Genomic DNA, 25,200 nt, shown 5'->3' with positions numbered 1-25,200 from the left:
TCAGAGAAATTATCAAGTATTATTAATTTTACGTTTTTCCGATTGTGACATTTTTATGCACCTTCTCCGTAATTGCGATCGCTTGTATCGCGCGATCGTGCAGTTATTGCATCGTTTGTTTGCGAAATCAGAATTTTTGCAGTTGAATGAGAGCGATCGCACTTCTGGCCAGAGTGAAGAGCAAAACCGAATAAAATATCGGCAAAAGAAATCGTTCCCTCGTAAGAACGAAGGAACGAAATAAGAAGAGAGAACCTTAAACAGAGGCAAGTTCGACTGCTTTGGCGCGAGCCAATAATTCTTGTAATTTCTCCCCTTCAATGACCTCCTCTTCAAGAATTTCCGAGGCGATCGCTTCCAATAATTCCCGATTATTTTCCAGAATGGCGATCGCTTGCTGATGGCCTTTTTCGACGATTTCTTTCACTTCCGCATCGATCGCTTGGGCTGTCGAGTCGCTCACATTACGGCGAGGATTCATCATCCCTTCACCGAGGAAGCTATTTTGCTGTCCTTTCTCATAGGCGAGGGGTCCGAGAACCTGACTCATGCCGTAGGTCGTTACCATGCGTTCTGCGAGGTCTGTGGCGCGTTGTAGGTCATTAGCTGCCCCCGTGGTAATACTCCCAAATACGATCTCTTCTGCTGCCCGACCCCCTAAAAGCGTGGCAATTTGATCTCGCAATTCTGACTCGGACATTAAGAACCGATCTTCGGTGGGCATTTGTAAGGTATAACCCAAAGCTGCCATTCCCCGAGGCACAATCGAGATTTTGGCGACTTTACCGCCTCCAGGCATCAACGCGCCGACCAAAGCGTGACCCACTTCGTGATAAGCAACGATTTTCTTTTCCTTGTCGTTGAGGACGCGGCTTTTCTTCTCCAGTCCCGCAACCACCCGTTCGATCGCTTCGTTAAAGTCCCCTTGGATAACTTGTTCTCGGTAATTTCGTGCTGCCAATAAAGCGGCCTCATTGACCAAGTTAGCCAAGTCTGCCCCAGCAAAACCGGGAGTACGAGTGGCGATCGCTTCGAGATCTACCTCCGCAGCAATTTTTACTTTGGCCGCATAGATCTCTAAAATTTTCAAACGTCCGGGGCGATCGGGGCGATCGACGAGGACTTGGCGATCGAAGCGTCCGGGGCGTAGGAGGGCGGGATCGAGGGTTTCTGGGCGGTTGGTGGCAGCGAGGACGATGACCGTGGCATCTCCGGCGGCAAACCCGTCCATCTCCGTTAATAGCTGATTGAGGGTTTGTTCCCGTTCGTCATTTCCCCCCATAAAGTTGCCACTGGCGCGGGATTTGCCGATCGCATCCAATTCATCGATAAAGATAATACACGGCGCTTTCTTTTTCGCCTGTTCAAATAAGTCTCGCACTCGGGCGGCACCGGCACCGACGAAGAGTTCCACGAATTCCGACCCGGAGATGCTGAAAAAGGAGACTCCCGCTTCTCCGGCAACCGCTTTCGCCATCAAGGTTTTACCGGTTCCCGGCGGTCCCACGAGTAACACGCCTTTGGGAATGCGAGCCCCAATTTTGGTGTAGCGATCGCTATTTTTGAGGAATTCAACAATTTCTGTGAGTTCGGTTTTGGCTTCTTCCACTCCCGCAACATCAGCAAAAGTCACTTTAGTATCATCATCTTCAACATAAACTTTTGCCTTACTTTTACTAATGGAAAGCGCCCCTTGCGGACCCCCTGCACCCCGTCGTGCAAAGAATTGAAAGACCCCCACAAAAATTAACGGCGGAATCACCCAACTGAGAAGGGTACCAAACCAGTTATTGCCTTTCGGAGGGGCGGCGGCAAATTCTACCCCATTATCTTCTAAGCGTTGGGGAAGTTGCAGGTCAAAGATGGGCGTTGTTTCTAAAATTTGTCCCGGTTGTTCTCCTTCTCCTTTCAATTGATAGCGAATTTCATTTTGAGCCACATAAGCGCGAGTCACGTTGCCATCGCTAACTTGGTCGATAAACATACTGTAGGGAACTTGAGAAATCTTCGGGGCAAAAATCTGGGGAAAAAAGATATTGATTAATAAAAGTCCCAGTCCGGTAACAAAAAGAATATTACCGATAAGACGACCCCATGAGGGTTGTGGATTGTTTTTTATACCCATTTTTTTGTTTAAATTCAGGACAGTCCCAGACAAAAATTAATTTTTGTTAACTTTGCCTGTTTTTTAATTTTGTCCTAGCGATCGCGGTTTTGTCCGGTACGGTTAACCGATGCGTTTTTGCGGCTTCTCCCTTGAAAATAGACTTAAACCCAATTCAATCGAGGGTTAAACGATTTTCTCATCTTTCTTTTTCCGATCGCGATCGCAGGAAACCAGCGATCTCATCCTCTCGATATCCGGTGAGAATATTTGCTTTATAATAAATGGTTTTAGCGATTGCTCTTACAATTATCCATTAGCCATTATCTCAGCGTGATTTCTATTATTATTCCAGTTTTGAATGAAGCAAAAACCATTCAAACGACATTACTCGCGATTGAAAAAACATCCGATTGTGAAATTATTGTAGTTGATGGTGGAAGTATCGATAATACTGTAGACTTGGCCAAAGAATGCGGTGCGATCGTTATTGCTTCTCCTCACAAAGGACGCGCCCAACAAATGAATGCTGGTGCCGCGATCGCTTCTGGTGACGTTTTGCTTTTTTTACACGCCGATACACACTTACCTCGAGGATACGCTCAAATGATAGGCGATACTCTCACCCAGCCTCAAACGATTGCCGGTGCCTTTGAATTAAAAATTGCCGGCAAAATGCGATCGCTGCGTTGGGTAGAAAAGATGGTGAAATGGCGATCGCATTTTTGTTCTCTTCCCTATGGCGATCAAGCCTTATTTTTAAAAGCAACTACTTTTCAAGAATTAGGAGAATTTCCCGATATTCCGATTATGGAAGACTTTGAATTTATCCGCCAGTTGAGAAAACTGGGACGCATTCGTATGGTTCCTCATCCTATCCTCACATCCGGTCGTCGCTGGCAAAAATTAGGCGTTTTGAAAACAACCGCCATCAATCAAATCATTATTATCGCCTATTTTATCGGGGTTTCTCCTCATTATTTGGCACAATGGTATCGCAGGTTTCAATGAGCAATGAGTCATGATTTAGCTTTCAATCAGAAAGATATTACCTTAAATTGAGTTTGGAAATTGCAGCCCCGAGTTTTTGAAATTCTTCTTAAAAAGAATAAGAATGTGAATTTTTGTGGAAAATATTGACAAATCGAGAAATTTTCTTCACAGTTGAGATACGAATGTGAAGGCGATCGCGTATTTTCCGAAAATGTTGGGGGACGGAAGTAGGGGAATTTTCAGAACGCACCACCGAGCGTCAGAAAATGTGCAGCTAAATGAAGTTGTATTGCTAGATTGCAAAAGGAATATCTATTTTGAAGTAGATCTGAATATCAGGAGTTAGAACGATGAGATTTTGGCGATCGCTTCCTTATTTTGCTCCCGTGGGAATTTTTTGTATGACAGGAGGATTTTCTCTCTCGGTAGCGGCTCAATCTATTATTCCTGAAGCGAATAGTGCGGGAACTTCGGTTAATATTAACGGGCAGCAATTCAATATTGGCGGTGGAACGCTTTCAGGCGGAAATTTATTTCACAGTTTTGAACAGTTTGGACTCAACGAGGGACAAATTGCCAATTTTCTCTCTTCACCAGATATTCAGAATATTCTCGGTCGCGTTGTGGGAGGAGATCCATCGGTTATTAATGGTTTAATTCAAGTCACGGGAGGAAATTCTCATCTCTTTTTAATGAATCCTGCGGGGATTGTTTTTGGTCATCATGCTAGTTTGAACGTACCGGGAGATTTTACCGCAACCACGGCGACAGGAATCGGTTTGGGAGATGATTTTTTTAATGCTTGGGGAGAAAATAATTATTCACTTTTAACGGGCAATCCTAATGGATTCGCCTTTGATTTATCCCAACCCGGGGCAATAATTAATGCAGGAAATTTGACTGTGATAGGAGGCGATCTAACCTTATTAGGGGGAAGTGTTCTCAATACAGGAGAAATTGTTTCTTCGGGGAATATTAATATTGCAGCCGTACCGGGAACGAGTTTGGTGAGGCTTTCCCAACCGGGAACGATTTTAACCTTAGAATTGCCAAGCGATCGCATTCCTCCCAATTTCTCGGCGTTAGATATTCCGGAATTATTAACAACTCCAGTGGTGCAAAATGCGACGCAGATCGCGACGACGGATCTCGACAACGCCGAATTTCCTCTCAATGTAGGAGATGTTTCTCTTGCGGGAGAAATTCGCGGGGAAACGGTGACTCTCGCAGCAATTAACCCCATTCAACTGACCGATGCGACTCTCATTCGCACGGGGGACGGGACGCAACACGATCCGACTGCGATCCGCTTTGGGGATGTAGGCGAGGCTTTTGACTATACTTTCATTGACGAGCGATCGGATAACCCCTATGAATTACTCTATGGGGGAGAAGCGGGAACAGTTTCTCGTTTGATATTGCGCGGTGAAGACGGCATTGCTAAGATTGGCGAGGTGTTGGAGCTTGCCGAGAAACCTATCGAAACCTTAACCATTGTCGCGGAAGGGAATGCTGGGGAATTGTGGTTGGGGAAGGATTTTATTACAGCACAGAATTTTCAACAGTATCGCGATCGCGTGGAGCGTTGGGGAGACTCTCTTTCTCCAACGGCAGATATTCTCCTTTATAGTTGTTTTACGGCTTTGGGGACAGCAGGGGAAAGTTTGGTTAATCAAATTGCCGAGGTGACAGGTGCGGATGTTGCGGCCTCGTTGGATGCGACAGGAAGCCCTAATTATGGGGGCAATTGGGCATTGGAATACAGTACGGGAAATATTGAGTCGGTTGTGCCGTTTACCGATGGGACTTTGCACAATTGGGAAGGAAAGTTAGCCATCATTACGGTGGATAGTCTTCTCGATAACAATATTACGACCGACACATTCACGACACTACGGGAAGCCTTAGCAAATGCCAATACTAACGATACGATTGCTTTTAATGTAACGGGAAAAATTACCATAGACAGTGGAACATTTGGTGACGGAGGGTTTGCGATTAACGATGATCATTTAGTGATTGATGGTTCGGGACAAGATGATTTGTTCCTTGATGGAGGAAAGGCTAGTCGCGTTTTTGTGAATTCTGCTGAGAATGTCACAATTAAAAATCTAACCATTCAGAATGGGAGTGTCAATGGACATGGTGGCGGGATTTGGCATACTGGAACGGGAACATTAACGCTGGAAAACACCACAGTAACTGGGAATCATATTTCTCCTTCTCCCTCTAATTCAACAATTGCTGGTGCTGGGATATTGAGCCGCGGTGACATCATACTAAAAAATAGTATAGTGAGCAATAATGTTAGTGATGGTCATGCTGAAGGTGGAGGAATAACTGGATCGGGAGATATTAAACTCATTAATAGTACAGTGAGTGAAAACACCGCCACTTATGCTGGTTCGGGAGGAATAAATGCACAGGGAAATATTCAACTCTTTAATAGTACTGTTAGTGGTAATAGCGCTCGAGGAAATTCAGGAGGAATATCGGGGACACCTAATACCAACATGATATTAATCAATAGTACAGTGAGTGGAAATACTTCTAATAACAGTTATGGCGGAATTTTTACCAGTGGCAATCTTTTCCTCAGTAATAGTACAGTAAGTGGAAATAGTGCGAATCATCGTGGTGGAGGAATTCGCGCTGACGGCACTATAACAATCGAAAATAGCACGATCTCCTTCAATGTGGCCGATGCGGATAACGATGGTGCTGGCAGTGGGGGAGGAATTATCCGAATGAATGCGCTCAATCCTACCACTATCAAAAATAGTATCATCGCCCAAAATATAGATCGCAGCGGTCAAGCACCCGATTTAGGCGGTTCTTTCGATATCATTGAATCCAGTATCATCGGCGACACCACAGGAACGATAATTCTCAGCGAGACCAATAATATCAAAGGTGTTGACCCCTTATTGCTCCCTCTCGCCGACAATGGCGGACTCACCCAAACTCACGCCCTCAACCCCAATAGTCCAGCCATTGATGCTGGAACGACAGATAAACCATTAGATCAGCGCGGATATTTGCGCGATGCCTCTCCGGATATTGGCGCATTTGAACTCGATGCCATGCCCATTCTGATACTTTCTCCCTCTTCCTCTTCTCCTTTGCCGTCTTCTCCTCTTTTGCCCTCCATTCCCGTACCCGAACCCTTCTCTCAGGCTCTCGTTTCTATTTTTCTTAATGATTCCTCCGTCGCCACTGGGACTTTGAGCTTCGATTCCTCCCTCAGTAACGAAGAGTTACTTAATTTCACTCTCAATATTGCCCGAGGTCGCGGATTTAACGTTCAAAGAGAAAACAACAAATTATTTTTACTCTTCGGACAACAAATTTATGAAGCTGCATCACCCATCGATACCTACGATGAAAGTTCCGGGGAAGTCACCGTCAGCTTTCAACTCCCCAACTCTTCCTCATTTTCTCTCCCTCAAAATCTTATCGAACCCATTCGTCCCAAAGTTGAAACCCCTACTATTCAAACGACTCAAACCGATACCATTAGCGAAGAATTCGCGCAAGAAGAAACCGTTGATGAGGATACTGGCGAAGAAGAGAGTATCGAAAATATCCGCACTACCCTGAAAAATATTACCCAAAAAACCGGAACCCATCCCGTTATTGTTTACGTTCTTTCCTATCCCGAACAATTAGAACTGGTTCTCGTTACCCCAGAAAACCAGATTATTCGCAAAGTCATTCCCGACGCTTCCGCCGATCGCCTGCAAAAAGTAGCAATGAATTTGCGTAATACCGTGACGAATCCTCGCCGTCCCGAGGCTTATCTGGCAGCATCCCAGCAAATGTATAATTGGCTGATCGCACCCATCGCCTCGGAATTAGAAGGATTGAAAGTCGATACCCTCATTTTCAGTTTAGATGGTGGGTTGCGAACTATTCCTCTTGCTGTTTTACATGACGGGGAACAATTCCTCGTAGAAAAGTACAGTTTGGGTGTAATTCCCAGTGTTAGCCTTACGAATACCAGTTATGTTCCCCTACATGATGCCCGGGTTTTAGCGATGGGAGCCTCAGAATTTAGCGAATACGAACCCCTACCCGCCGTTCCCGTAGAATTATCTCTGATTGCAGAACAGTTAACGGATGGGACGGTCATTCTCAATCAAGATTTTACCTTGGACAATCTCAAAGCCAACAGCCAAGACCAAAGTCACCAAATCCTGCACCTCGCTACTCATGCAGACTTTCAAGCCGGGAAAGATAGCAATGCTTACATTCAACTGTGGGGGGAAAAACTGGGATTCGAGGATTTGCGAGGGTTGGGTTGGAAACCAGAAGATCCTGTTGAATTGCTGGTGTTGAGTGCTTGTCGCACGGCATTGGGGGACACGGATGCAGAATTAGGATTTGCAGGTTTAGCGGTGAATACGGGAGCTAAATCCGTATTGGCGAGTTTGTGGTATGTCTCCGATGGGGGAACCTTGAATTTAATGGGAGACTTCTATCGCCATCTTCGAGATCCCAATGTGACGATTAAGGCAGAAGCCTTGCGACAAGCGCAAATTGCCATGATTCGAGGAGAGCGTCAAGGGCAGAACTTTTGGGAGGCGATCGCGCAATCTGCCAATCTCGATCCTGTGAGTCAATCATTTTTAGAAGGGTTTGGCGATCGCGATTTCTCCCATCCCTACTATTGGAGTGCTTTTACTTTAGTCGGTTCTCCTTGGTAATTCAGTTATCAGTTATCAGTTATCAGTTATCAGTTATCAGTGGGGAAGCGATCGCGAACAGGGGCAATCGAATCTGTCAAATAGTCTAATCGTTTTGCGATCGAGGCAACGATCTAACCTTCAAGCCACCCTTCTAGGAGTTCTTTTTGTGCGGAGGTAGGAGATTTAATGGGAACGATTTGATAGCGGGTGGGTTGGGAATCATTTAACCTAACTTCGTGAGTTTGTAAGATTTCTTGATGAAAGATCGTGATTGCGATCGCGTCTCCAACTTTATAATCGCGCAAGCGTTCGTTTAAATTGTCGTGAGTAACTTGAATCCCATCAATAGCAAGGAGTTCATCTCCGATATCAATGCCAACTTGCGCGGCTGGAGAGGATTCCCAAACAAATTGAATTTTGGTTTTCTGTTCTTCAATAACTGTTTTAATTCCCAAGTATGGATAAGGGTTTTTATCCCGCACTCCTTCTATTTTTAAACCGAAGGGGAGAAGATATTCATTAAATGGTAATTTCTCCGTTCCGTGTAAGTATTTGTGAAAAAAGTCGCTTAAATCTTCTTCAGCAATGGATTCGATCGCTCCTTGTAATTGTTGAGGAGTGTAGCCAATTTCTTCTCGGCCAAATTTCTCCCACATTATTTTCATAATATCGTTCAGCGATCGCTCATTTTTAAATTTCCGACGAATGAGGAGATCGAGTAGTAAGGAAACCATCTCGCCTTTTAAATAATAGGAAATTTGCGAATTATCGCTATTGGGATGTCGTCGGTAGAGTTTAATCCACGCATCAAAACTCGATTCACTCAAGGGTTGAACCTTGCGTCCGGGGATTTGTAAATAACGAGAAATATCTTTATTAATGGTATCAAAAAAGGCTTTACGATCGCACACTTTCGACCAAAGAGGAATAATCGTATCGTAATAACTGGTTACTCCTTCACAAAACCAAAGAGAAGTCGTATAATTTTCGCAAGTATAATCGAATGTTTCGAGGGCTTTGGGTCGAATTCGTTTCACATTCCAAAGATGAAAGAATTCGTGAGCAACTAATTGCATAAAGCGATTGTAACGATCTTTATTGCGAAATCCGAAGCGATCGTAAATTAAAGAGCAGCAATTTTTATGTTCTAAACCACCAAAACCGTCATTGTTTAAATGGAGAATAAAAAGATACTCCTCATAAGGTAACTCTCCATATAATTTCGCTTCGGTTTGAATAATTTTCTTTGTATCTTCAATTAAGCGATCGCATTGTATATTTCCTTGTCCCCAAATTGCCCATTGATGAGATTTTCCTAACACTGCAAAATCATAAATCTCGTGGCTGCCAATCTCGAAGGGACTATCGACTAAAATATCAAAATTCTCGGCAATAAAGGTATTTTTCTCTCCTGTAACTTTGGGTAAGCTTGTAGTAATGTGCCAATCGGGATGAGGTAATGCGATCGCAATCTGACAAGCAAGGGTTTCCCAATTCGGGATGAAGAAAAAAAGTGAAGCCCCGTTAAAATAACCATGAGTGCGATCGAGGTGATTGGTTCTTACTGTCAATTCGTTGGCATAGACACGATAGCATACTGTTATGCTGTGAGTATTTTGGGTATCGATTTGCCAAAGATTTTTCTCTATTTTGCAGGAGTGAAGAGCATGTTTCTCATTTTCGGTTGTAGCGCTAAAATCTTGAACGTGACGCGAATATTCCCGTACCAAATAAGATCCCGGAGTCCAAACGGGCATTTGTAAATTGAGTAGATCCTCTTGCCAATTTTCGACCTGCATTTTCACCTCAAACAGATGATTGTGCGGCTCTGGCATAGCAACGGTGTAAGCTAGAGTGGGAATGGTTGTTGTAATCGTGCGATCGCGAAGAACTGTGGCTTTAGTCATTAACTTGGCGGTGTGGCTGGATTCTGTCTGAATGCACCCTTCATTATTTATCATTTCTTGTAGTATATCACGGTTATTGCTTAATGGTTGTTGGTGAATGGTTGATAATATTTTTTAAGCGAAAGAGAGCAATTTGGGAAATTTCGTTTAAAGCCTGTTTTTGTTCTGTTTCTGAATCGTTGTTTAAGCGATATTTAAAGATTTCAAGAATGCTAATTTTTGTACGATCTTTGACAGCAATGAGAAACGGAAAGCCAAATTTTTCTCGATAGGCTTGATTGAGAGTATTAAAGCGCTGAAATTCTTCTGAGGACAGACAATCTAAACCAACTCCTTTTTGTTCTTGTACTGAGGCTTTTACCATCTTTGCTTTACTGCCAAGATCGGGATGCGATCGCATTAATTCGAGTTTTTCTTCTTGACTTAATCTATTCATCACAACAACCATTTTTTCATGCAGATCGCTGAGATCGGAAAAAGGACGATTTTCCCAAGTTTTTCTTGCGATCGCCGGAGTGTGTTCAAAGATGTCCTTCAAGACATTGGTAAAGTTGTCTCGGCTCATTTGGTTGAGTTCTGTAAGAGAATAAAGCAAAATCAGTAAAGAGTAAAGAGTTTTTAGCTGCCTCGATAAGTGCTATACGACCAAGGTGAAGTTAATAGAGGAACGTGATAATGAGTGTTGCGATCGCTAATTCCAAAACGAATAGGAATGCAATTTAAAAATGGTGGATCGGGAATTTCTACGCCTTTATTTTTGAAATATACTGCAACTTCAAAAACCAACTCATAAATACCAGCCTTGAATTCTGTATCAACTAACAAAGGGTTTTCTGTGCGTCCATCTGAGTTAGTTTTAATTTGTTTTAATAAAGTCTTTTGATTAGAATCAGGATCGATCTGCCATAATGCGATCGACATGTCCGCAGCCGGACAACCATGAGCAGTATCGAGAACATGAGTAGTGAGTTTTCCCATAATTTAAAGTTAGGAGATAGAGTTTAAGTTAAAGACTGTTCAATATAATCTTAACAAGAAAGTAATAAAATTTTAGACTTGAATTCCCTTCAATACTAAATTAATTGTAGCACTGGTATACTGCTCGATCGCTTATTGTCCATTAGTTTGCTGAAAATATTTTCCTTGATTTTGACTCGCTGGCAGCTTCAGCACTTTTATCGATCGCGCTGAAATTTCTGGATTTCTTGATGAACGTTCAAGCCAATTTGCAGTGCTTCGTTAAAAAGCTGGCTATTATCCTTCTCATCCTGTCTGGCTGTAAATTCCATTAAAATATCGAGATCGCTTTCTAAGGTTGCGAGAAGTTCGTAGCGGTTGGCGATCCACTGCGTTTGTTCTCGCATTAACCGTTCGACTTTTAATGCAGCGATTAAACTATGACGAATAGTTTGCAACAGATTAAAAGTTTCTAAACGACTTTCTGTGGGTTGAGACTGGGAAGATTGTAGAAAATTTAAGCGATCGACAAAGGTAACGGAATGAACGACGCGATTATATTTTTCGATTTCGCTGAGGAGATGGGTTAAGGATTTGAATTGTTTGGCTTTTTGCCAAAAATATACATTAAATCCGCATAAAATCAAGCCAATGAAGGAAAATGAGAGAGTAAATAAAGGTGGAAGAATATCGCGATCGCCAGATCCCGATCCCTGTAACACAATTGCCGTTGTGGGTAAGATGAGAACGATCGCGATCGCCATCAATCCTAATTCTGTCATCAGAGTTGAGAATAAATATTTCCCTTTTTTTTGCATCACTCCTCGATGAAAGTCAATGGCAATATTTGCGATCGCATCAATATGCAGAATCTCTTCTAGTTCTTGGGTTGTAATGCCGAGTTCTTGAAATTCTTTCATTATTTTTGAGAAATAGATTGCCAATAGTACAGGGCGGACAATGCCCGCCCAAATTTTATTTTATCGTAAAAAACTGGCTGATAATATGAATGAGATGGGCACAAAAGTTACTTTCAAGATTGCGAAAAATCTCGAAAGATTTCCCCGGAGATCCAAATCTTGAATTTTTTGGCTCGGTATTTAATTGAATCCTAAGATTCTCCCAAATATTTGCATGAGAGCCGCATAAAAGTTACTCTCAACGGGACGAAAAATCTCAAATGTTCCTCCCGGTACGCCGAAAAAAGGCCTGAGAGTCCATCCTAATTGACTGCCTACAAATCCGTACAGAATTAACCATCCTTTAACGGCAGAAATACTGCGTTGTTTCTGTTTTCCGCGCAGATCGTTGATAAAGTGCATACTGCGGTAAAAAAACTGAACGCCAATGAAACTTGAAGCTGCTAAAACGACAATATTTAAGAGGGTAAAAAAGAGATAATCGTTGATGGAAAGGCGAAAAAAGAGGACAATGGGGGCAAATCCGAATAACATGACGCTAATGGCGGACATTGAGGCCAGAAGCAAGCAGAGATATTGTAAAAATGTTCGCTTCGATCCGGAAACAACGTTAAAGAAAAAGAGGGCAGGAAGGCAAATTAATAGAGTTAAGAGATAGAGTGCGGGGAGTTTGATGGCTGAGGCGATCGCTTGCAAACTGCCGCTAAATGACCCCATAATTGCGCCATAGATTGCGAAAAAAAGGGCGCTACACAAGGCAAAGGAAAGAATATATTTCTCTAAATGCTTCCCGTTACGGACATGTTGCAGGAATTCAATGCGATCGCGCAAAAATTCCATAACTATGCCAAAATAGTTCATCAGTTCGCTCCAAACACGCAGATTGCTAGTTCCCCTCATGGAAAAAAAAAGGAATTTCGACAATTCACTTTATTTGTTTACAAAAATTTACAAATTATTGACTGGTTGTAAATCAAGAAGACATGTATTTATCAAGCGTATTGAGATCGGATTCCGCGATCGTGGAGATAGATAGCTCTCTATGTTGGGAGAAAATTCGATATCCATCAAGATTCTCTTCTTCTTCAGCATGATTTGAATTATTCGATCGCACGCGAATAAGATTATATTGCACGTCATTATCGGCATAGATAGAAAACGTAATATTAAATATCTCAAAAAAATTAACCACCCAGCGACTATCTTCGTCGGGAAACTGTTGATAATAACGAACGAGATCGGCAATGCGATTTTCAAGATGAGTCCGGGAATTGGGACAGATTAATACCAATTTTAAAAGTACCATGACTAACGTTAAAGGATTACCTTGAGAGAGCAAAAATACAAACGTTTCTGAAGGCTGTTTTTCTCTTTCTGTAGTTAAATAACCAAAAATTTTATTGCAGGTTCTCAAGATTAAAGCATCATTAATAACCTCATCATCCTTATCAAAATAAAGTTGTTCTAGTTTGCGACTGAGATGAGTTTTGAGAATTTCAATAATCGTTTGTTTATCAACAGAAAAAATCAAATAATTAAGTAAAGCGGCTTTGAATTCTCCATACGTCACTCCTTGAATTTGTTTGAGGAAAATATGGGCTAAATTGGTATGACCAAATTGACCGCGTTTGGCAACAATTTTTTTGATTAATCGTAAAACATTAGCACCCAATGCTGTTGGGTTATTAACCTTAGTCGGATGTTGGTGTTCTAATTCCGAACGCGCCGTATACATTGCTAAATCAAACTTAAAGCGGTCTTTTAATTGTTGGCATAGAATTTTAGCGGCTTCTCTTTGTTCGGGAGAATTACTCGTATTACTATACTGGGACACTAATAAATAAGAAGTATATCGTTCGCTCCAATGCTTTTTTTGGGAACTTGGATCGTATCGAGAAGTAAAAAGTTGAAGATCTTTATAGTCTTGACTTTCGATGAAAAAACTCAACCAGTATTTTAAGCGTCGAGTGTTTCTTTTCTCTGTCGGTCTAACTGTAAAATCAATTTCGGAAAAACTTTCTACTAAGTCACAAATATCCTGCCATTGACGTTGGGTCTCCCAATTGTTAATCAGAATATAACAACAGCGCTTTAAGGTATTTATAAATTCTTCGCGATCGCTGTCTGACAAAATCCGAGAGAGAGTGGTAAATGCGTCAATATTATTCGGGGTCGAATGATAATCGAAGAATAAACGCTTAAATTCGAGTAAAGCGTCCTTTGGTGCAAAGTAACGAACCGTGTCTAAGAAAAATTTATAAATCATATTCTGTATTTTACGTCCGTATCTTTAAAATTGTTGTTTCGATTTGGACGATCGCGACCCCGACTACAGGAGTAACTATGGGACAAAATGCTGAAATTTGCCACGATCGCTATCCGTATTTTCCGCGATCGCGATCGCCTTTACCGAGTTTGCCGATCTCCTCTCCTTGACTGCGATCGCCCTTTGACGCGAGCAATTTTCTCTTCTAAGTCTCGAATCTGACGTTGTAAGGTCTCGACTTCGCTCCCCGAATCAGTAGCTGAAACATTAACAGAGCCTTCTTGGGTAACATTTTTATAATTCCCTTGGCGAATTTGCCGATATTGTTCCGATCGCTCCCATTCTTTGATATAGTGCAGGCGCTCCACAGGAAAGGGATGAGAAAAGAAAACCCCCTGACCGCCGTTATAAATCAAAAATTTGTAGATCTGGTTAAGTTCGTCGCGATCGAGTTCGTGATATTCTTCCGACTGGCGAATAAACTCATCGAGACTGCACTCGTGAGCGTATTTTTGCACCCCTCCAGCCACTTTCATCATCGTTCGCATGACCAATTCCAAGTCGTCCATGACCAATAATGCGGCGCGATCGGCAGATAATTCGGCTTTGCGCCGCCATTCATAAAAAGCAACAATCAGGCCGCTGCTTAAAAGATTGCCCAACCCAAACGTAACATCTCCCAAGAATTGCGTCGCCTGCATTGCCCAAACTGCCATTTGGGTCAGAACACTGTGATCGCATTTAATATGTCCGAGTTCATGGGCGATAACCGCGCGAGTTTCGGCTTCGTTGAGCAAATCCAATAAACCCGAATGTACCACCATCGAAGGATGGTCTCGACCCAAGGAAAAGCTATTAACTTGGGGATTTTGGGTGATGAAAAGTTTTGGCTCTCTTGCTAAACTCAAATCCCGAACGCATTCGCGAAAAATGCCGTAGAGAGTAGAATATTGGCGCGGACCGGCTTGAATACTGTTTCCGAGTAGAGAAATCTGCCAAGGACGCTCGTGAAAATATTCAACAAAGTTACTCGCCAGCAGATCGAATCCCGGTACGCTGCGGAGAGCAGTTTCGGCTTGGTAGTCCAAAGGATGTTTAAAGGCTTCGCTAGATATTCCGGTATAAGTGGGCATGATGTCAATGAACAATGAGCAATTATCAATGAACAATTAATTCTCTATATTTCTATTATTAACGATTTAGAAATATTGGTGCGACTGCGATCGCTAATTGTAATTCTACAAATCTCTACCCTCTTCGAGAAATATCGGCGACAAGGAATCTATTAATTCTCATTTTTTTCTATTTTCAGAATTCGCGATCGCTTCTCGATTACTCTTGGCTCTAACGAAGAAATGGTGAGAATGGATAGCAAGGTAGCAGAGCCACTTAAACTATTGGGTTATTCTTGAAAATAGAAACTTCATCCCGTTCGTCCTCATAATTCTCCCCATTCCGACCCATGAATCAACCGATTGCCTCTAACCTACAGCCCCAAATCATCGTGGAAGACGATCGCACTGGGTTGAGTATCGAAACCTTCCGACGCGCGATCGCGGATAATCTCTTCTACATTCAAGGCAAATTTCCGGGAACGGCGACAAAAAACGATTACTATATGTCCTTGGCTTATACCGTGCGCGATCGCCTACTGCAACGATGGCTGAACACGGTACAAACCTACATCAAAGAAGAAGTCAAGATTGTTTGTTATCTCTCAGCAGAATTCCTCGTCGGTCCCCATTTAGCCAATAATTTGATTAACATGGGGCTTTATACGCGGATGAAGCAAGCGATCGCCGAGTCGGGTCTGGATCTGCAAGAATTAATCGAACAGGAAGAAGAACCGGGATTGGGAAATGGGGGTTTGGGTCGTTTAGCGGCTTGTTATATGGACTCTCTTTCTACTTTGGAAATTCCCGCGATCGGGTACGGCATTCGCTACGAATTTGGTATCTTTGACCAAGAAATTCACGACGGTTGGCAGGTGGAAATTACCGATAAATGGTTACGTTATGGAAACCCGTGGGAAATTGCCCGACCGGAAGAAGCTGTTAACGTTAAACTCGGCGGTCATACGGAATCTTACATTGATAGTCAAGGCAATTATCGAGTGCGTTGGGTTCCGTATGAAGTGATTAAAGGTATTCCCTACGATACGCCGATTTTGGGGTATCGCGTCAGTACCGCAAATACCTTGCGTCTCTGGAAAGCAGAGGCTCCGGAATCTTTTGATTTCCAAGCCTTTAATGTAGGAGATTACTACGGTGCAGTGGATGAAAAAATCGTCTCGGAAAATGTCACCAAAGTTCTCTATCCCAATGACGAGCAAATTCAAGGCAAAGAATTGCGTTTAACGCAACAATATTTCTTTGTTTCTTGTTCTTTACAAGATATGATTCGCATTCATTTGTTAGTCGGCAAACATTTAGATTGCTTCCACGAAAAATTTGCCGTCCAACTCAATGATACTCATCCTTCTATCGGAGTGGTCGAACTGATGCGCTTATTGGTAGACGAACATGATGTCAAGTGGGATCGCGCTTGGGAAATTACGCAAAAGACTTTCGCTTATACTAACCATACCCTCTTACCAGAAGCCTTAGAAACATGGTCGGTGGCACTTTTTGGACGCTTATTACCCCGACATTTAGAAATTATTTATGAAATCAATCAGCGTTTTTTAGATCGCGTGCGGATTAAATATCCGGGGGATAATGGCAAATTAGAACGCTTATCGTTAATTGGTGAAGGAAACAAAAAATCCGTTCGCATGGCAAATTTAGCCTGCGTCGGCAGCCATGCAATTAATGGAGTTGCAGCATTACATACAGAATTGCTAAAAAAAGATGTCTTGCGAGACTTTTACGAGTTATGGCCGGAGAAATTCACCAATAAAACGAATGGTGTCACTCCTCGTCGTTGGATGGTATTAATTAATCCTCGATTAACTAAACTGATTAACAGCAAAATTGGCGACAATTGGATCGTACATCTGGAAGATCTCAAAAAGCTGGAGACTTTTGCAGAAGATGCGAAGTTTTGTCAGCAATGGCAACAAATCAAGCACGATATCAAGCAAGATTTGGCGGCATATATTCAAAAAACTCAAGGGATTACTATCAATCCTGATTCTCTCTTTGATATTCAAGCCAAGCGCATTCACGAATATAAGCGCCAACATCTGAATGTCTTGCATATTATTACGCTTTACAATCGCATCAAACGAGATCCGAATCTCGATATTGTCCCTCGCACGTTTATTTTTGGCGGGAAAGCCGCACCGGGTTACTTCCTTGCTAAGTTAGTGATTAAGCTGATTAATTCGGTTGGTGAGGTGGTGAACAACGATCCCGATGTACGCGATCGCCTCAAGGTTGTTTTTCTTCCCGATTATAACGTTACCAACAGCCAACGCGTTTACCCGGCGGCAGATCTATCGGAACAAATTTCTACGGCAGGGAAAGAAGCATCGGGGACGGGAAATATGAAATTTTCTCTCAATGGTGCCTTAACCATTGGCACTTTAGATGGGGCGAATGTGGAGATTCGCGAAGAAGTCGGAGCAGAAAATTTCTTCCTTTTTGGCTTGACAACAGAGCAAGTTTATGAACTGAAAGCAAAAGGTTACAACCCTAAGGATTATTATCAGGGGAATGAATCTTTACGAGAAGCGATCGCATTGATTCAATCGGGTTTCTTTTCTCATGGAGAGACCGATTTATTTAAACCGCTTGTGGATTCATTGCTTTATGACGATTCTTATCTTCTTTTTGCCGATTATCAATCTTATATTGACTGTCAAGATCGTGTTAGTCAAGCCTATCGCGATCGAGATGATTGGACGCGAATGGTTATTTTGAATATTGCGCGGATGGGCAAATTTTCCAGCGATCGCTCTATCCGAGAGTATTGTCAGGACATCTGGAAGGTTCAACCCGTTCCTGTTGAGCTAAAAGATTTGTGTCCCGATGGTGAGTGCCTTTTAGTATAAAAATACCAAGAAGTCCCAATGAGGGAGAGTAAAAGCACTCCAATAGACCTCTCTAAAAATTCGCAAAAATGAGGCTGAAATACCTATTTTGTCGTACCCAAATCAGGTTTCCCGGAGAGGTCTAATGCCAGATACTCATTCAGCCTGCCCTTGCCTCTGCTTATGATTTTTATGATAATATCATGGCAAATTCATTTCTGTTAGTCAGTATTACTTTTCTTGTCAAGCATACAAATCCTGATGCACAACTCTTTTTAGAGTATCTGTGTTTGAATCGGCAAATTCAATTTTCATGAATACCAGACCAAATGTACATCAAAACTCGAGAAGATAAAAGTCTGCAAAAATGGGAAGCCTTTACAAAGCAAGTTGTCTTGCAAAATGCTTGGCTTGCCAGTGCTCCTCTCCATGAATTAAACATTGTTCGTGAAAGAACTTCAGTTCTGCGAGTTGCAGCATATTGGTATCACTTTAGTATTTTTGCTGTAGATTTTCTCTGTCTGGCCTTACCTTTAATCCAAAACTATGCCAGCCGGAGTTATGTGGCTCAGACTGTCAACGAAGAACTAGGCAATGGCGTTCCTGATAGAGTACATTCGTTTCTTCTCCTCAATGCACTCACTAAAGCAGGTTTAGATAAAGAGGAAATCCTTGTTTATCCAACCATTGAGCTTGAAAAAGTTCTTCATTCTTTACGACAAAAATTACTCGATGCTAAGAATGATTATGAAATTGCTGGCTTTTTTCTCGGCTTTGAGCTTTTAGCCGAACATAATATTTCCCACGTGTTTGAGTGTTTGCAACCCTCTCAATGTACGAGAGAAGAATTGCTGAATACTCCCTATTTTCAAGAACATTTCCAAGTCGAACCCGAGCATATTAGGAGGGCGATAACAATGGGGATGAATTCCTGCTCTGACGATTGCCAAATCAAGGCAATGATGAATACTTTCAATCATGGTATCTCCTTCTGGAATGACTTCTGGAAACTCATTCATCAGAATGTTCTTAAACCAGATCTCACTTCTGAAACACTCAAAAATTACACATTGGTTTCTTAAGGAACTCAGGAAATCTTTCAGGTGTATCTATAAACTTATTATTTCGCTTTTGTACTTTCCTAAGGAAAAGAATTATAAATATTTTTCCTAACTTTTATAGATATACCTAACACTCTCTTCGATTGAGCGAATCCCCCCCATATCTACTCTATGAATTAGGAGAATTGCGATCGTGTCAGAAAAGCTAAATCTCAAAGAGATGAATGCACAAGAACTTCTACAGTGTATAACAACCCCTGAAGATAATCAGCAATTAGAAGAATACTACGATCGCATTGCTCAAAGTTACGAACAGATTTCAGTCGAAAATTTTGGTCGCCGTCGGCAAGAAGATCTTCCTTTTCTCGATAAAATTCTCAAATACATCCCTAAAGATGCTCGTATTTTAGATGCGGGAGTCGGTACGGGAATTATCGGACAACATCTCGATCGCCTCAGCTATCACAATCTCGTCGGGATCGATTTGTCTTTGGGAATGCTAGAAGAAGCCCGAAAAAAAGAAGTCTATACCGATTTAAAAAAGATGCTCCTCGGCGAAACATTAGACTTTGCTGATGGCGATTTTGATGCTATCATTTGTTCGAGAACATTTGCCCTCGGTCATGCTCCCAGTCGTTCTTTTGATGAACTTATTCGCATTACCAAACCAGGAGGATATATTATTTTTACCATCAAGACAGATTTTTATGAAAGTAGCGATTTTAAAGATAAAGTAACCGCACTCATTGCCTCGGGTCGCTGGGAATTGGTAGAAATTAGCAATAAATATAAACCCCTTCCCAAAGTCGAACCCAATTTGTATTATCAAGTGCGGGTTTGTCGAATTCTTTAGCATCTATCTATAACTGCTCAGAGGGATTTTGCATGGATTTAGGCTTAAAAAATCGGACAGTATTAGTTTGCGGTAGCAGCAAAGGTATCGGGAAAACAATTGCCCTCTTTTTAGCAAGAGAAGGTGCAAATATTGCCCTATGCAGTCGTCATACGAGTAGATTAGAAGAAACGCGTCAACTGTTAGTGGAAGAAACTAAAGTTGAGGTCATTGGTATTGTTGCTGATTTAAGTTCAAAACAGGATATAGAAAATATTCTGCAAACCACGCAAAAACAACTGGGTGGTATTGATATCCTTATTAATAATACAGGGACTCCTCCCGCCGGAAATCTGTTGGAATTAACAGAAGAAGATTGGGAATTTGCTTATCAAATGATGTTGATGCGAGTAATCCGAATGACCAAAGGAGTTATTCCTCATATGAGCACACAAGGTTGGGGTCGAATCGTCAATATTGAAGCGACTTCGATCGCACAACCGAGAGATGATTTTTTACTTTCTTCCACCTTAAGAGCCGGAGTCGCCGCGTTTAGTCACGCGATCGCCGCTAATTTAGCCACGCGCAACGTCCTCATTCATACCGTCTGTCCGGGGGTCATTGCCACGGAGTCAACCCTAGCGATCGCTGACAAAATTGCCAAAGCCGAAGGAATTCCTTCCGAAGCTGCAAGAAACAGACTGATCGATAGCGTCCCGATAGGACGGATGGGAACCCCTGAAGAAATTGCCGCTTTAGTAACCTGCTTGGTTTCCGATCGCTTGAGTTATATGACCGGCCATCTTTTGAATGTTGATGGAGGTAGGCATCGAGTCTTTCCCAACAGTCCTTATGCCAAGACTTCCCAAAATCAAAACCAAATTAACGCTTAGAAATTAACATTTAACGATTCAAGAAAATCCTATGAAAAAGCCTTTAATTATGATTGTTGGCGTTGGTAATCTCGCCGGATATATTCTCAATACCCTCGTGCAGTTTCCCGAAACAAGCAATTTAGTCTTGGCGAGTAGAAATGAAGAAACTTTGCGACAAAAGGCAAATTTAGCCCTATTTACTGCATCGCAATTTGAACGCTATCCCAAAATAGATTGCGTCCTCATCGATCTCGGTCAAATTCACAAAACTGCAGAAACAATTGCCCAAATTAAACCCGACATTATTCTCAATTGTTCGACCATGCAATCGTGGCGAGAAATCGCCAAACTTCCCCAACAAGCCTATGCCAAACTCGATCGCGCTCAGTACGGTCCGTGGTTGCCAATGCCTTTAACCTTGAACTATCAACTGATGCAAGCCGTCAAATTGACGGGTTTAGAGATTAAGGTACTCAATGCAGCTTTTCCTGATGGGGTGAATCCAGTTCTCGGGCAAGTTGGTTTAGGTCCAACAATGGGAGTAGGCAATGTTACCAATATTATTCCCGTCCTGAGAAAATCAATTGCCTTTTTTCTCGAACAACCCATGCAGAAAGTTAGAGTGACTTTTCTTGCAGAACATTATTTAACTTACTCCATTCCTCGCTTCGGCAAATCTGGAGACGCACCCTTTTATTTAAAAGCAACCGTAGCTGGAACAGATGTTAGCGATCGCTTGGATATTCCCCAAGTTTTTCACCTCGTTTCTACCCGATTTCGGCGAGAAGTTGGCGTTGAAGGGGCTCATCGCATTACCGCTTCCTCAGTGGCGAAAACTCTCTTGGCAATGGCGCAGGATCGAGGAGATTGGATACATGTTCCCGGTCCGTCGGGACTGCCCGGAGGGTATCCAGCCATTGTCAATGCGCGAGGGGCAACTGTCAAGCTGCCCGATGATTTGACCCTCTCCGAAGCCATTCGTATTAATTCAGAATGCCAACAATGGAATGGAATTGAAAAAATCGCTCCCGATGGCACCGTTCATTTTACCGAGAGAGAGATGGCCGTTATGAATGAAGTACTCGGATACAACTGCAAAATTATGAAACTCGAAGAATGTGAAGAAAGAGCGAAGGAATTGAAGATCAAATATACAGAATTTGCCGCCAAGCATCAGGTTTAAATAATTAGGCGTTACTAGAAGGAAATCAGTAGCAACAAACTAATATCTACGGTACCGTGGGATGATACCAGTCCCCATGTTAGATTTTCCGTGACTTTTGTTGCTGACTCTATTATAGAGGAAAATGCCGTATTAGAAGAGATTGAGCAAAGACTAACGAGAGGAGAATTAATATTTAATTCGTCATAATTTTTTGCAATTTTAATTAAATCTATTTAGACTATAATTATAATAGATTAATGGATGAAATCCCCAAAAATAATCGTCAATCAATAACGAGAGGCTTCCACCTGTGATTGCAACAAAAGAGCGAACCTTAACCGCAACAAAAAAGCGAATCCCGACTACGCATCCTCTAACCCAAGAAGAAATTGCTCAATATCACGAAGATGGATTCTTCATTGCCCGAGGTTTCTTCGATCCGAAAGAAGTTGAAGCTGTCCATGCTGCTTGTCAAGAAGACCCGGAAATCGGCGGACAAGAAACAGAATTCGCAGATTCTCAAGGTAATCTCAGTCGTATCGCTCATTGGACTGAGTTAGGAGATTCTTTATTAGGGGTCATTCCTCGCTTAGCCAGAATTGTGAATGCGGCAGAAACATTATTGGGAGGAGAGTGCTATCACTGGCATTCTAAACTAGTTAAGAAACGGCCGCATGATGAAGGGAGTTTTGACTGGCATCAACTTTTTGGGGGAGTTTATATTGCTGGATGTCTCTTTCCAGATATGTCAGCTTGTTTTATTGCGATCGACTCCAATACCAAAGAAAATGGCTGTGTTGAGGTGGTTAAAAAATCGCATTTAATGGGCAGACTAGATACGGCAAATTTTGGTGAAGGCTGGCAATGCGATCCCAAAAGAATGGAAAAAGTATTGGAAAAGTTAGAGATTGTCTCTTGTGAAATGGAACCCGGGGATACCCTCTGGACTCACGCCAATACAATTCATGCTTCGAGAGGCAATCATACTGACAAAGCACGGACGAATTTAATCTGTCACCATAATGCGATTTGGAATGAACCATTTGTTCGAGAAGGTTTAGAGCATCGTATTTATCGTCCTTTGCACGAGCTTCCGGACTCGACGATTTTAGACAGGAACTATCAAGGTGTATTTGAGAACCACGAGTTTTTAGGCAAGCAAAGGGGATATCAGCAGATTATTAAAAGAAAAGGTTTGAAATAAAACCTGCAAAGCATTTTTTGCATGGGATTGTTTGGTTTCAATAATGTTATCGAGTTTTGACAGATTATGATAAATACCAGTTTGCTTGCATCGAATAGATTGTCTCCTAATCCTGAAATCCGGACAATGCGCCCATTATCCAAGGCGCAAATTAAGCAGTACCGTGAAGAAGGGTTTCTGCTCGCTCCCAAGTTCTTTGATTCTGAAGAAATTCAGCCCCTACAAAGCGCACTGGAAGAATCTCCAGATTTAGGAGGTTCGCGAACCATTTGTACGAATAAAGATGGAGAGAATTTTCAAGTTTCAATTTGGACAAAATTAGAGCATACTTTATTGGGAATGATTCCCCGTATGGCTCGCATTGTCGATGCGGCTAAGTCTTTAATCGGCAAGGAATGCTACCATTGGCATTCAAAAATAGTCACGAAACAGCCCGGTGAAGGTGGGGTAGATTGGCATCAAGACTACGCATCTTGGTATGAAAATGGTTGTATTTTCCCTGATTTAATCACTTGTACGATCGCTATTAGTGCTAATAACCGGGAAAACGGTTGTTTAAAAATTGTCAAGAACTCGCAGTTATTGGGTCGGCTGAAAAGAATTGGTTTGAATGGCAAAGGTGCCGGAGGACCCGAACCCGATCGCTTGGCTAAAATTCTGGAAAAATTGACTGTCGTTTATTGCGAAATGGAACCCGGCGATGTCGTGTTTTTCCATGCAAATACCTTACATGGTTCTGATGGTAATCAGTCCGATCGCCCCCGACATTTGATGCACTGTAGCTACAATGCTGTAGATAACGAACCTTTTATCAAGGAAGGCCAAGAGCATCATCGCTATCGTAAATTGATTAAGCTCTCTGATTCTTTGATTAAGGAGGGAAATTACGATTCAGTTTTTGAACGGCAAGATTTTCATCCCCCCGAAACTGAGGATAATAAACAGGGCAATATATTCTATCGGTAGGCTGAGAAAATTCTGGGGTTGCGATCGCATTAATATTATTAGCAAAAAGGAAAACAATGACTTGGAAAATTGGCGATGTTGCCATTACCCCCATCATTGAGCTTGATTTATCAGTGGACGCATCATTTACGCTACCCGAGGCAACACCGGAAAATTTAGCTCCCGACTTCGACTGGCTGCAGCCTCATTTTGTCGATCCCAATGGTAAGCTCAAATTTAGAGTTCAAGCTCTTTTGGTTGAATCCTACGAGCAGAAAATTATCATCGATACTTGTGTTGGTAACGAAAAGCAACGCACGACCCCCGAGTTTAACCAACTCGATGGACCTTTTCTCGAAGATATTGCCCAATCTGGTTTCGATCGCAAGTCAGTCGATATCGTTGTCTGTACTCATTTGCATTACGATCATGTGGGCTGGAATACGATGAAAGTTAATGGAACTTGGATACCAACGTTCCCCAATGCTCGCTATTTGATAGCACGAACCGAGTTTGAATATTGTCGGAATCAGAAGGAAGGGTCTTGGACGCAAACGTTTGGTGATTCTGTTGCCCCGGTCTTTGCAGCAGGATTGGTTGATTTAGTGGAGTGCGATTATCAAATTACCCCAGAATTGCGACTTTTTCCTACCCCCGGCCATACTCCGGGTCATTGTAGCGTTGCGATTTCCTCTCGAGGTCAAGAAGCCCTGATTACAGGGGATATTATGCACCATCCCTGTCAATGCGCTCATCCGGAATGGGAGTGCGTTGCGGATACTTCCCCGCAACAGGCAGAGATAACACGACGGGAGTTCCTCGATTGCGTTGGCAATCGTCCCATTCTCGCGATCGGCACGCATTGGAGTTCACCTCATCCAGTCCGCATCGTCCAGCATGCAGGAGCATGGAAAGTTGTTGTGTAGGCAGCAGGTTTATTTTTGCGATCGATTATTTCTCAATCAGATAATGTTGTCTGAACCTTGAAAAATTTGGTCGCGAAATTGTACAAAATTGATTTCATCGGCTAGATATTGTTGGGCAGAAGAAACCATACTTCTAAATTCCTCTGAATAACCATAGCCATTGGTCATATTTTATTCATTATCTTGTCTTGAATTTGTTTGTTGTCGTGCTGTTTTTTTGACTTGTTCTAGTGTCAAATCTAATCTTTGTGCAATTTCTTCGTGACTGACCCCCAAACTAACTAAAAAAGGAACTAATTCCAATTTTGTAAGGATTTGTCCTTCTGCACGTCCTTCTGCACGTCCTTCTGCACGTCCTTCTGCACGTCCTTCTGCACGTCCTTC

19 protein-coding genes and 1 pseudogene are annotated in these 25,200 nt (G+C 42.3%); 11 read left to right on the top strand and 9 right to left on the bottom strand.

Translation table 11 applies throughout. From position 1 onward, the window contains the following. Nucleotides 1–55 precede the first annotated feature (55 nt). Entirely contained in the window at nucleotides 56–244 is a 189-nt protein-coding gene (locus AC6RV6_RS26770; RefSeq protein WP_500243950.1) for a hypothetical protein, read from the top strand. Nucleotides 245–256: 12 nt separating this feature from the next. Here the strand turns inward: AC6RV6_RS26770 and ftsH4 are convergent, their stop codons facing one another. Then, on the bottom strand, nucleotides 257–2,125 hold the full coding sequence (gene ftsH4 / locus AC6RV6_RS26765) for an ATP-dependent zinc metalloprotease FtsH4 (RefSeq protein ID WP_500243949.1): 1,869 nt from the start codon (nucleotides 2,123–2,125) through the stop codon (nucleotides 257–259). A gap of 312 nt (nucleotides 2,126–2,437) precedes the next feature. On the opposite strand from ftsH4, the gene AC6RV6_RS26760 reads away from it, so the two are divergent. Next, a complete protein-coding gene (locus AC6RV6_RS26760) occupies nucleotides 2,438–3,115 on the top strand; it encodes a TIGR04283 family arsenosugar biosynthesis glycosyltransferase (RefSeq protein ID WP_500243948.1) in 678 nt (225 codons plus the stop codon). Nucleotides 3,116–3,447: 332 nt separating this feature from the next. Next, nucleotides 3,448–7,803 (top strand): CHAT domain-containing protein, encoded by a 4,356-nt coding sequence (locus AC6RV6_RS26755; protein WP_500243947.1) that lies wholly within the window; start codon nucleotides 3,448–3,450, stop codon nucleotides 7,801–7,803. A gap of 113 nt (nucleotides 7,804–7,916) precedes the next feature. Here the strand turns inward: AC6RV6_RS26755 and AC6RV6_RS26750 are convergent, their stop codons facing one another. From AC6RV6_RS26750 to AC6RV6_RS26720, 7 genes are all read right to left on the bottom strand, one after another. Next, a complete protein-coding gene (locus AC6RV6_RS26750) occupies nucleotides 7,917–9,692 on the bottom strand; it encodes a M61 family metallopeptidase (protein ID WP_500243956.1) in 1,776 nt (591 codons plus the stop codon). A 73-nt stretch (nucleotides 9,693–9,765) separates the two neighbouring features. Next, nucleotides 9,766–10,257: a 2-oxo-4-hydroxy-4-carboxy-5-ureidoimidazoline decarboxylase gene (gene uraD, locus AC6RV6_RS26745; protein WP_500243946.1), complete on the bottom strand. Its 492-nt coding sequence runs from the start codon at nucleotides 10,255–10,257 to the stop codon at nucleotides 9,766–9,768. Nucleotides 10,258–10,310: 53 nt separating this feature from the next. Then, complete coding sequence (gene uraH, locus AC6RV6_RS26740) at nucleotides 10,311–10,673, bottom strand: hydroxyisourate hydrolase (protein ID WP_500243955.1); 363 nt, start codon at nucleotides 10,671–10,673, stop codon at nucleotides 10,311–10,313. Nucleotides 10,674–10,867: 194 nt separating this feature from the next. Further along, nucleotides 10,868–11,569: a hypothetical protein gene (locus tag AC6RV6_RS26735; RefSeq protein WP_500243945.1), complete on the bottom strand. Its 702-nt coding sequence runs from the start codon at nucleotides 11,567–11,569 to the stop codon at nucleotides 10,868–10,870. Between the two features lie 180 nt (nucleotides 11,570–11,749). Next, the gene (locus tag AC6RV6_RS26730; protein ID WP_500243944.1) at nucleotides 11,750–12,430 is read right to left on the bottom strand and encodes an actin-binding WH2 domain-containing protein; all 681 of its coding nucleotides are present in this window, start codon (nucleotides 12,428–12,430) and stop codon (nucleotides 11,750–11,752) included. A 112-nt stretch (nucleotides 12,431–12,542) separates the two neighbouring features. Beyond that, nucleotides 12,543–13,835 carry a Sll1247 family protein gene (locus tag AC6RV6_RS26725; protein WP_500243943.1) on the bottom strand — a complete coding sequence of 431 codons (1,293 nt, stop codon included), beginning with the start codon at nucleotides 13,833–13,835 and terminating at the stop codon, nucleotides 12,543–12,545. Between the two features lie 140 nt (nucleotides 13,836–13,975). Further along, entirely contained in the window at nucleotides 13,976–14,968 is a 993-nt protein-coding gene (locus tag AC6RV6_RS26720) for a M48 family metallopeptidase (protein ID WP_500243942.1), read from the bottom strand. A gap of 329 nt (nucleotides 14,969–15,297) precedes the next feature. On the opposite strand from AC6RV6_RS26720, the gene AC6RV6_RS26715 reads away from it, so the two are divergent. From AC6RV6_RS26715 to AC6RV6_RS26680, 8 genes are all read left to right on the top strand, one after another. Continuing rightward, nucleotides 15,298–17,829: a glycogen/starch/alpha-glucan phosphorylase gene (locus tag AC6RV6_RS26715; protein ID WP_500243941.1), complete on the top strand. Its 2,532-nt coding sequence runs from the start codon at nucleotides 15,298–15,300 to the stop codon at nucleotides 17,827–17,829. 308 nt (nucleotides 17,830–18,137) lie between these two features. After that, the gene (locus AC6RV6_RS26710; protein ID WP_500243940.1) at nucleotides 18,138–18,890 is read left to right on the top strand and encodes an iron-containing redox enzyme family protein; all 753 of its coding nucleotides are present in this window, start codon (nucleotides 18,138–18,140) and stop codon (nucleotides 18,888–18,890) included. A gap of 172 nt (nucleotides 18,891–19,062) precedes the next feature. Continuing rightward, nucleotides 19,063–19,722, top strand: a complete 660-nt coding sequence (locus tag AC6RV6_RS26705) for a class I SAM-dependent DNA methyltransferase (RefSeq protein ID WP_500243939.1) — start codon at nucleotides 19,063–19,065, stop codon at nucleotides 19,720–19,722. Between the two features lie 32 nt (nucleotides 19,723–19,754). Continuing rightward, nucleotides 19,755–20,594 carry an SDR family oxidoreductase gene (locus AC6RV6_RS26700; RefSeq protein ID WP_500243938.1) on the top strand — a complete coding sequence of 280 codons (840 nt, stop codon included), beginning with the start codon at nucleotides 19,755–19,757 and terminating at the stop codon, nucleotides 20,592–20,594. A 31-nt stretch (nucleotides 20,595–20,625) separates the two neighbouring features. Continuing rightward, entirely contained in the window at nucleotides 20,626–21,759 is a 1,134-nt protein-coding gene (locus AC6RV6_RS26695) for a hypothetical protein (RefSeq protein WP_500243937.1), read from the top strand. Nucleotides 21,760–22,051: 292 nt separating this feature from the next. Then, nucleotides 22,052–22,945, top strand: coding sequence for a phytanoyl-CoA dioxygenase family protein (locus AC6RV6_RS26690; RefSeq protein WP_500243936.1), 894 nt, complete (start codon nucleotides 22,052–22,054; stop codon nucleotides 22,943–22,945). Nucleotides 22,946–23,071: 126 nt separating this feature from the next. Further along, a complete protein-coding gene (locus AC6RV6_RS26685; RefSeq protein WP_500243935.1) occupies nucleotides 23,072–23,911 on the top strand; it encodes a phytanoyl-CoA dioxygenase family protein in 840 nt (279 codons plus the stop codon). Between the two features lie 56 nt (nucleotides 23,912–23,967). Next, nucleotides 23,968–24,816 (top strand): MBL fold metallo-hydrolase, encoded by an 849-nt coding sequence (locus tag AC6RV6_RS26680; RefSeq protein WP_500243934.1) that lies wholly within the window; start codon nucleotides 23,968–23,970, stop codon nucleotides 24,814–24,816. 171 nt (nucleotides 24,817–24,987) lie between these two features. Here the strand turns inward: AC6RV6_RS26680 and AC6RV6_RS26675 are convergent. Then, a pseudogene (locus AC6RV6_RS26675) lies at nucleotides 24,988–25,200 on the bottom strand (Rpn family recombination-promoting nuclease/putative transposase); the annotation flags it as partial.

Source organism: Spirulina sp. LEGE 11439 (genome assembly GCF_059821285.1).
The sequence above is the reverse complement of the archived record's forward strand: the minus strand, read 5'-3'. Positions and strand labels throughout refer to the sequence as shown.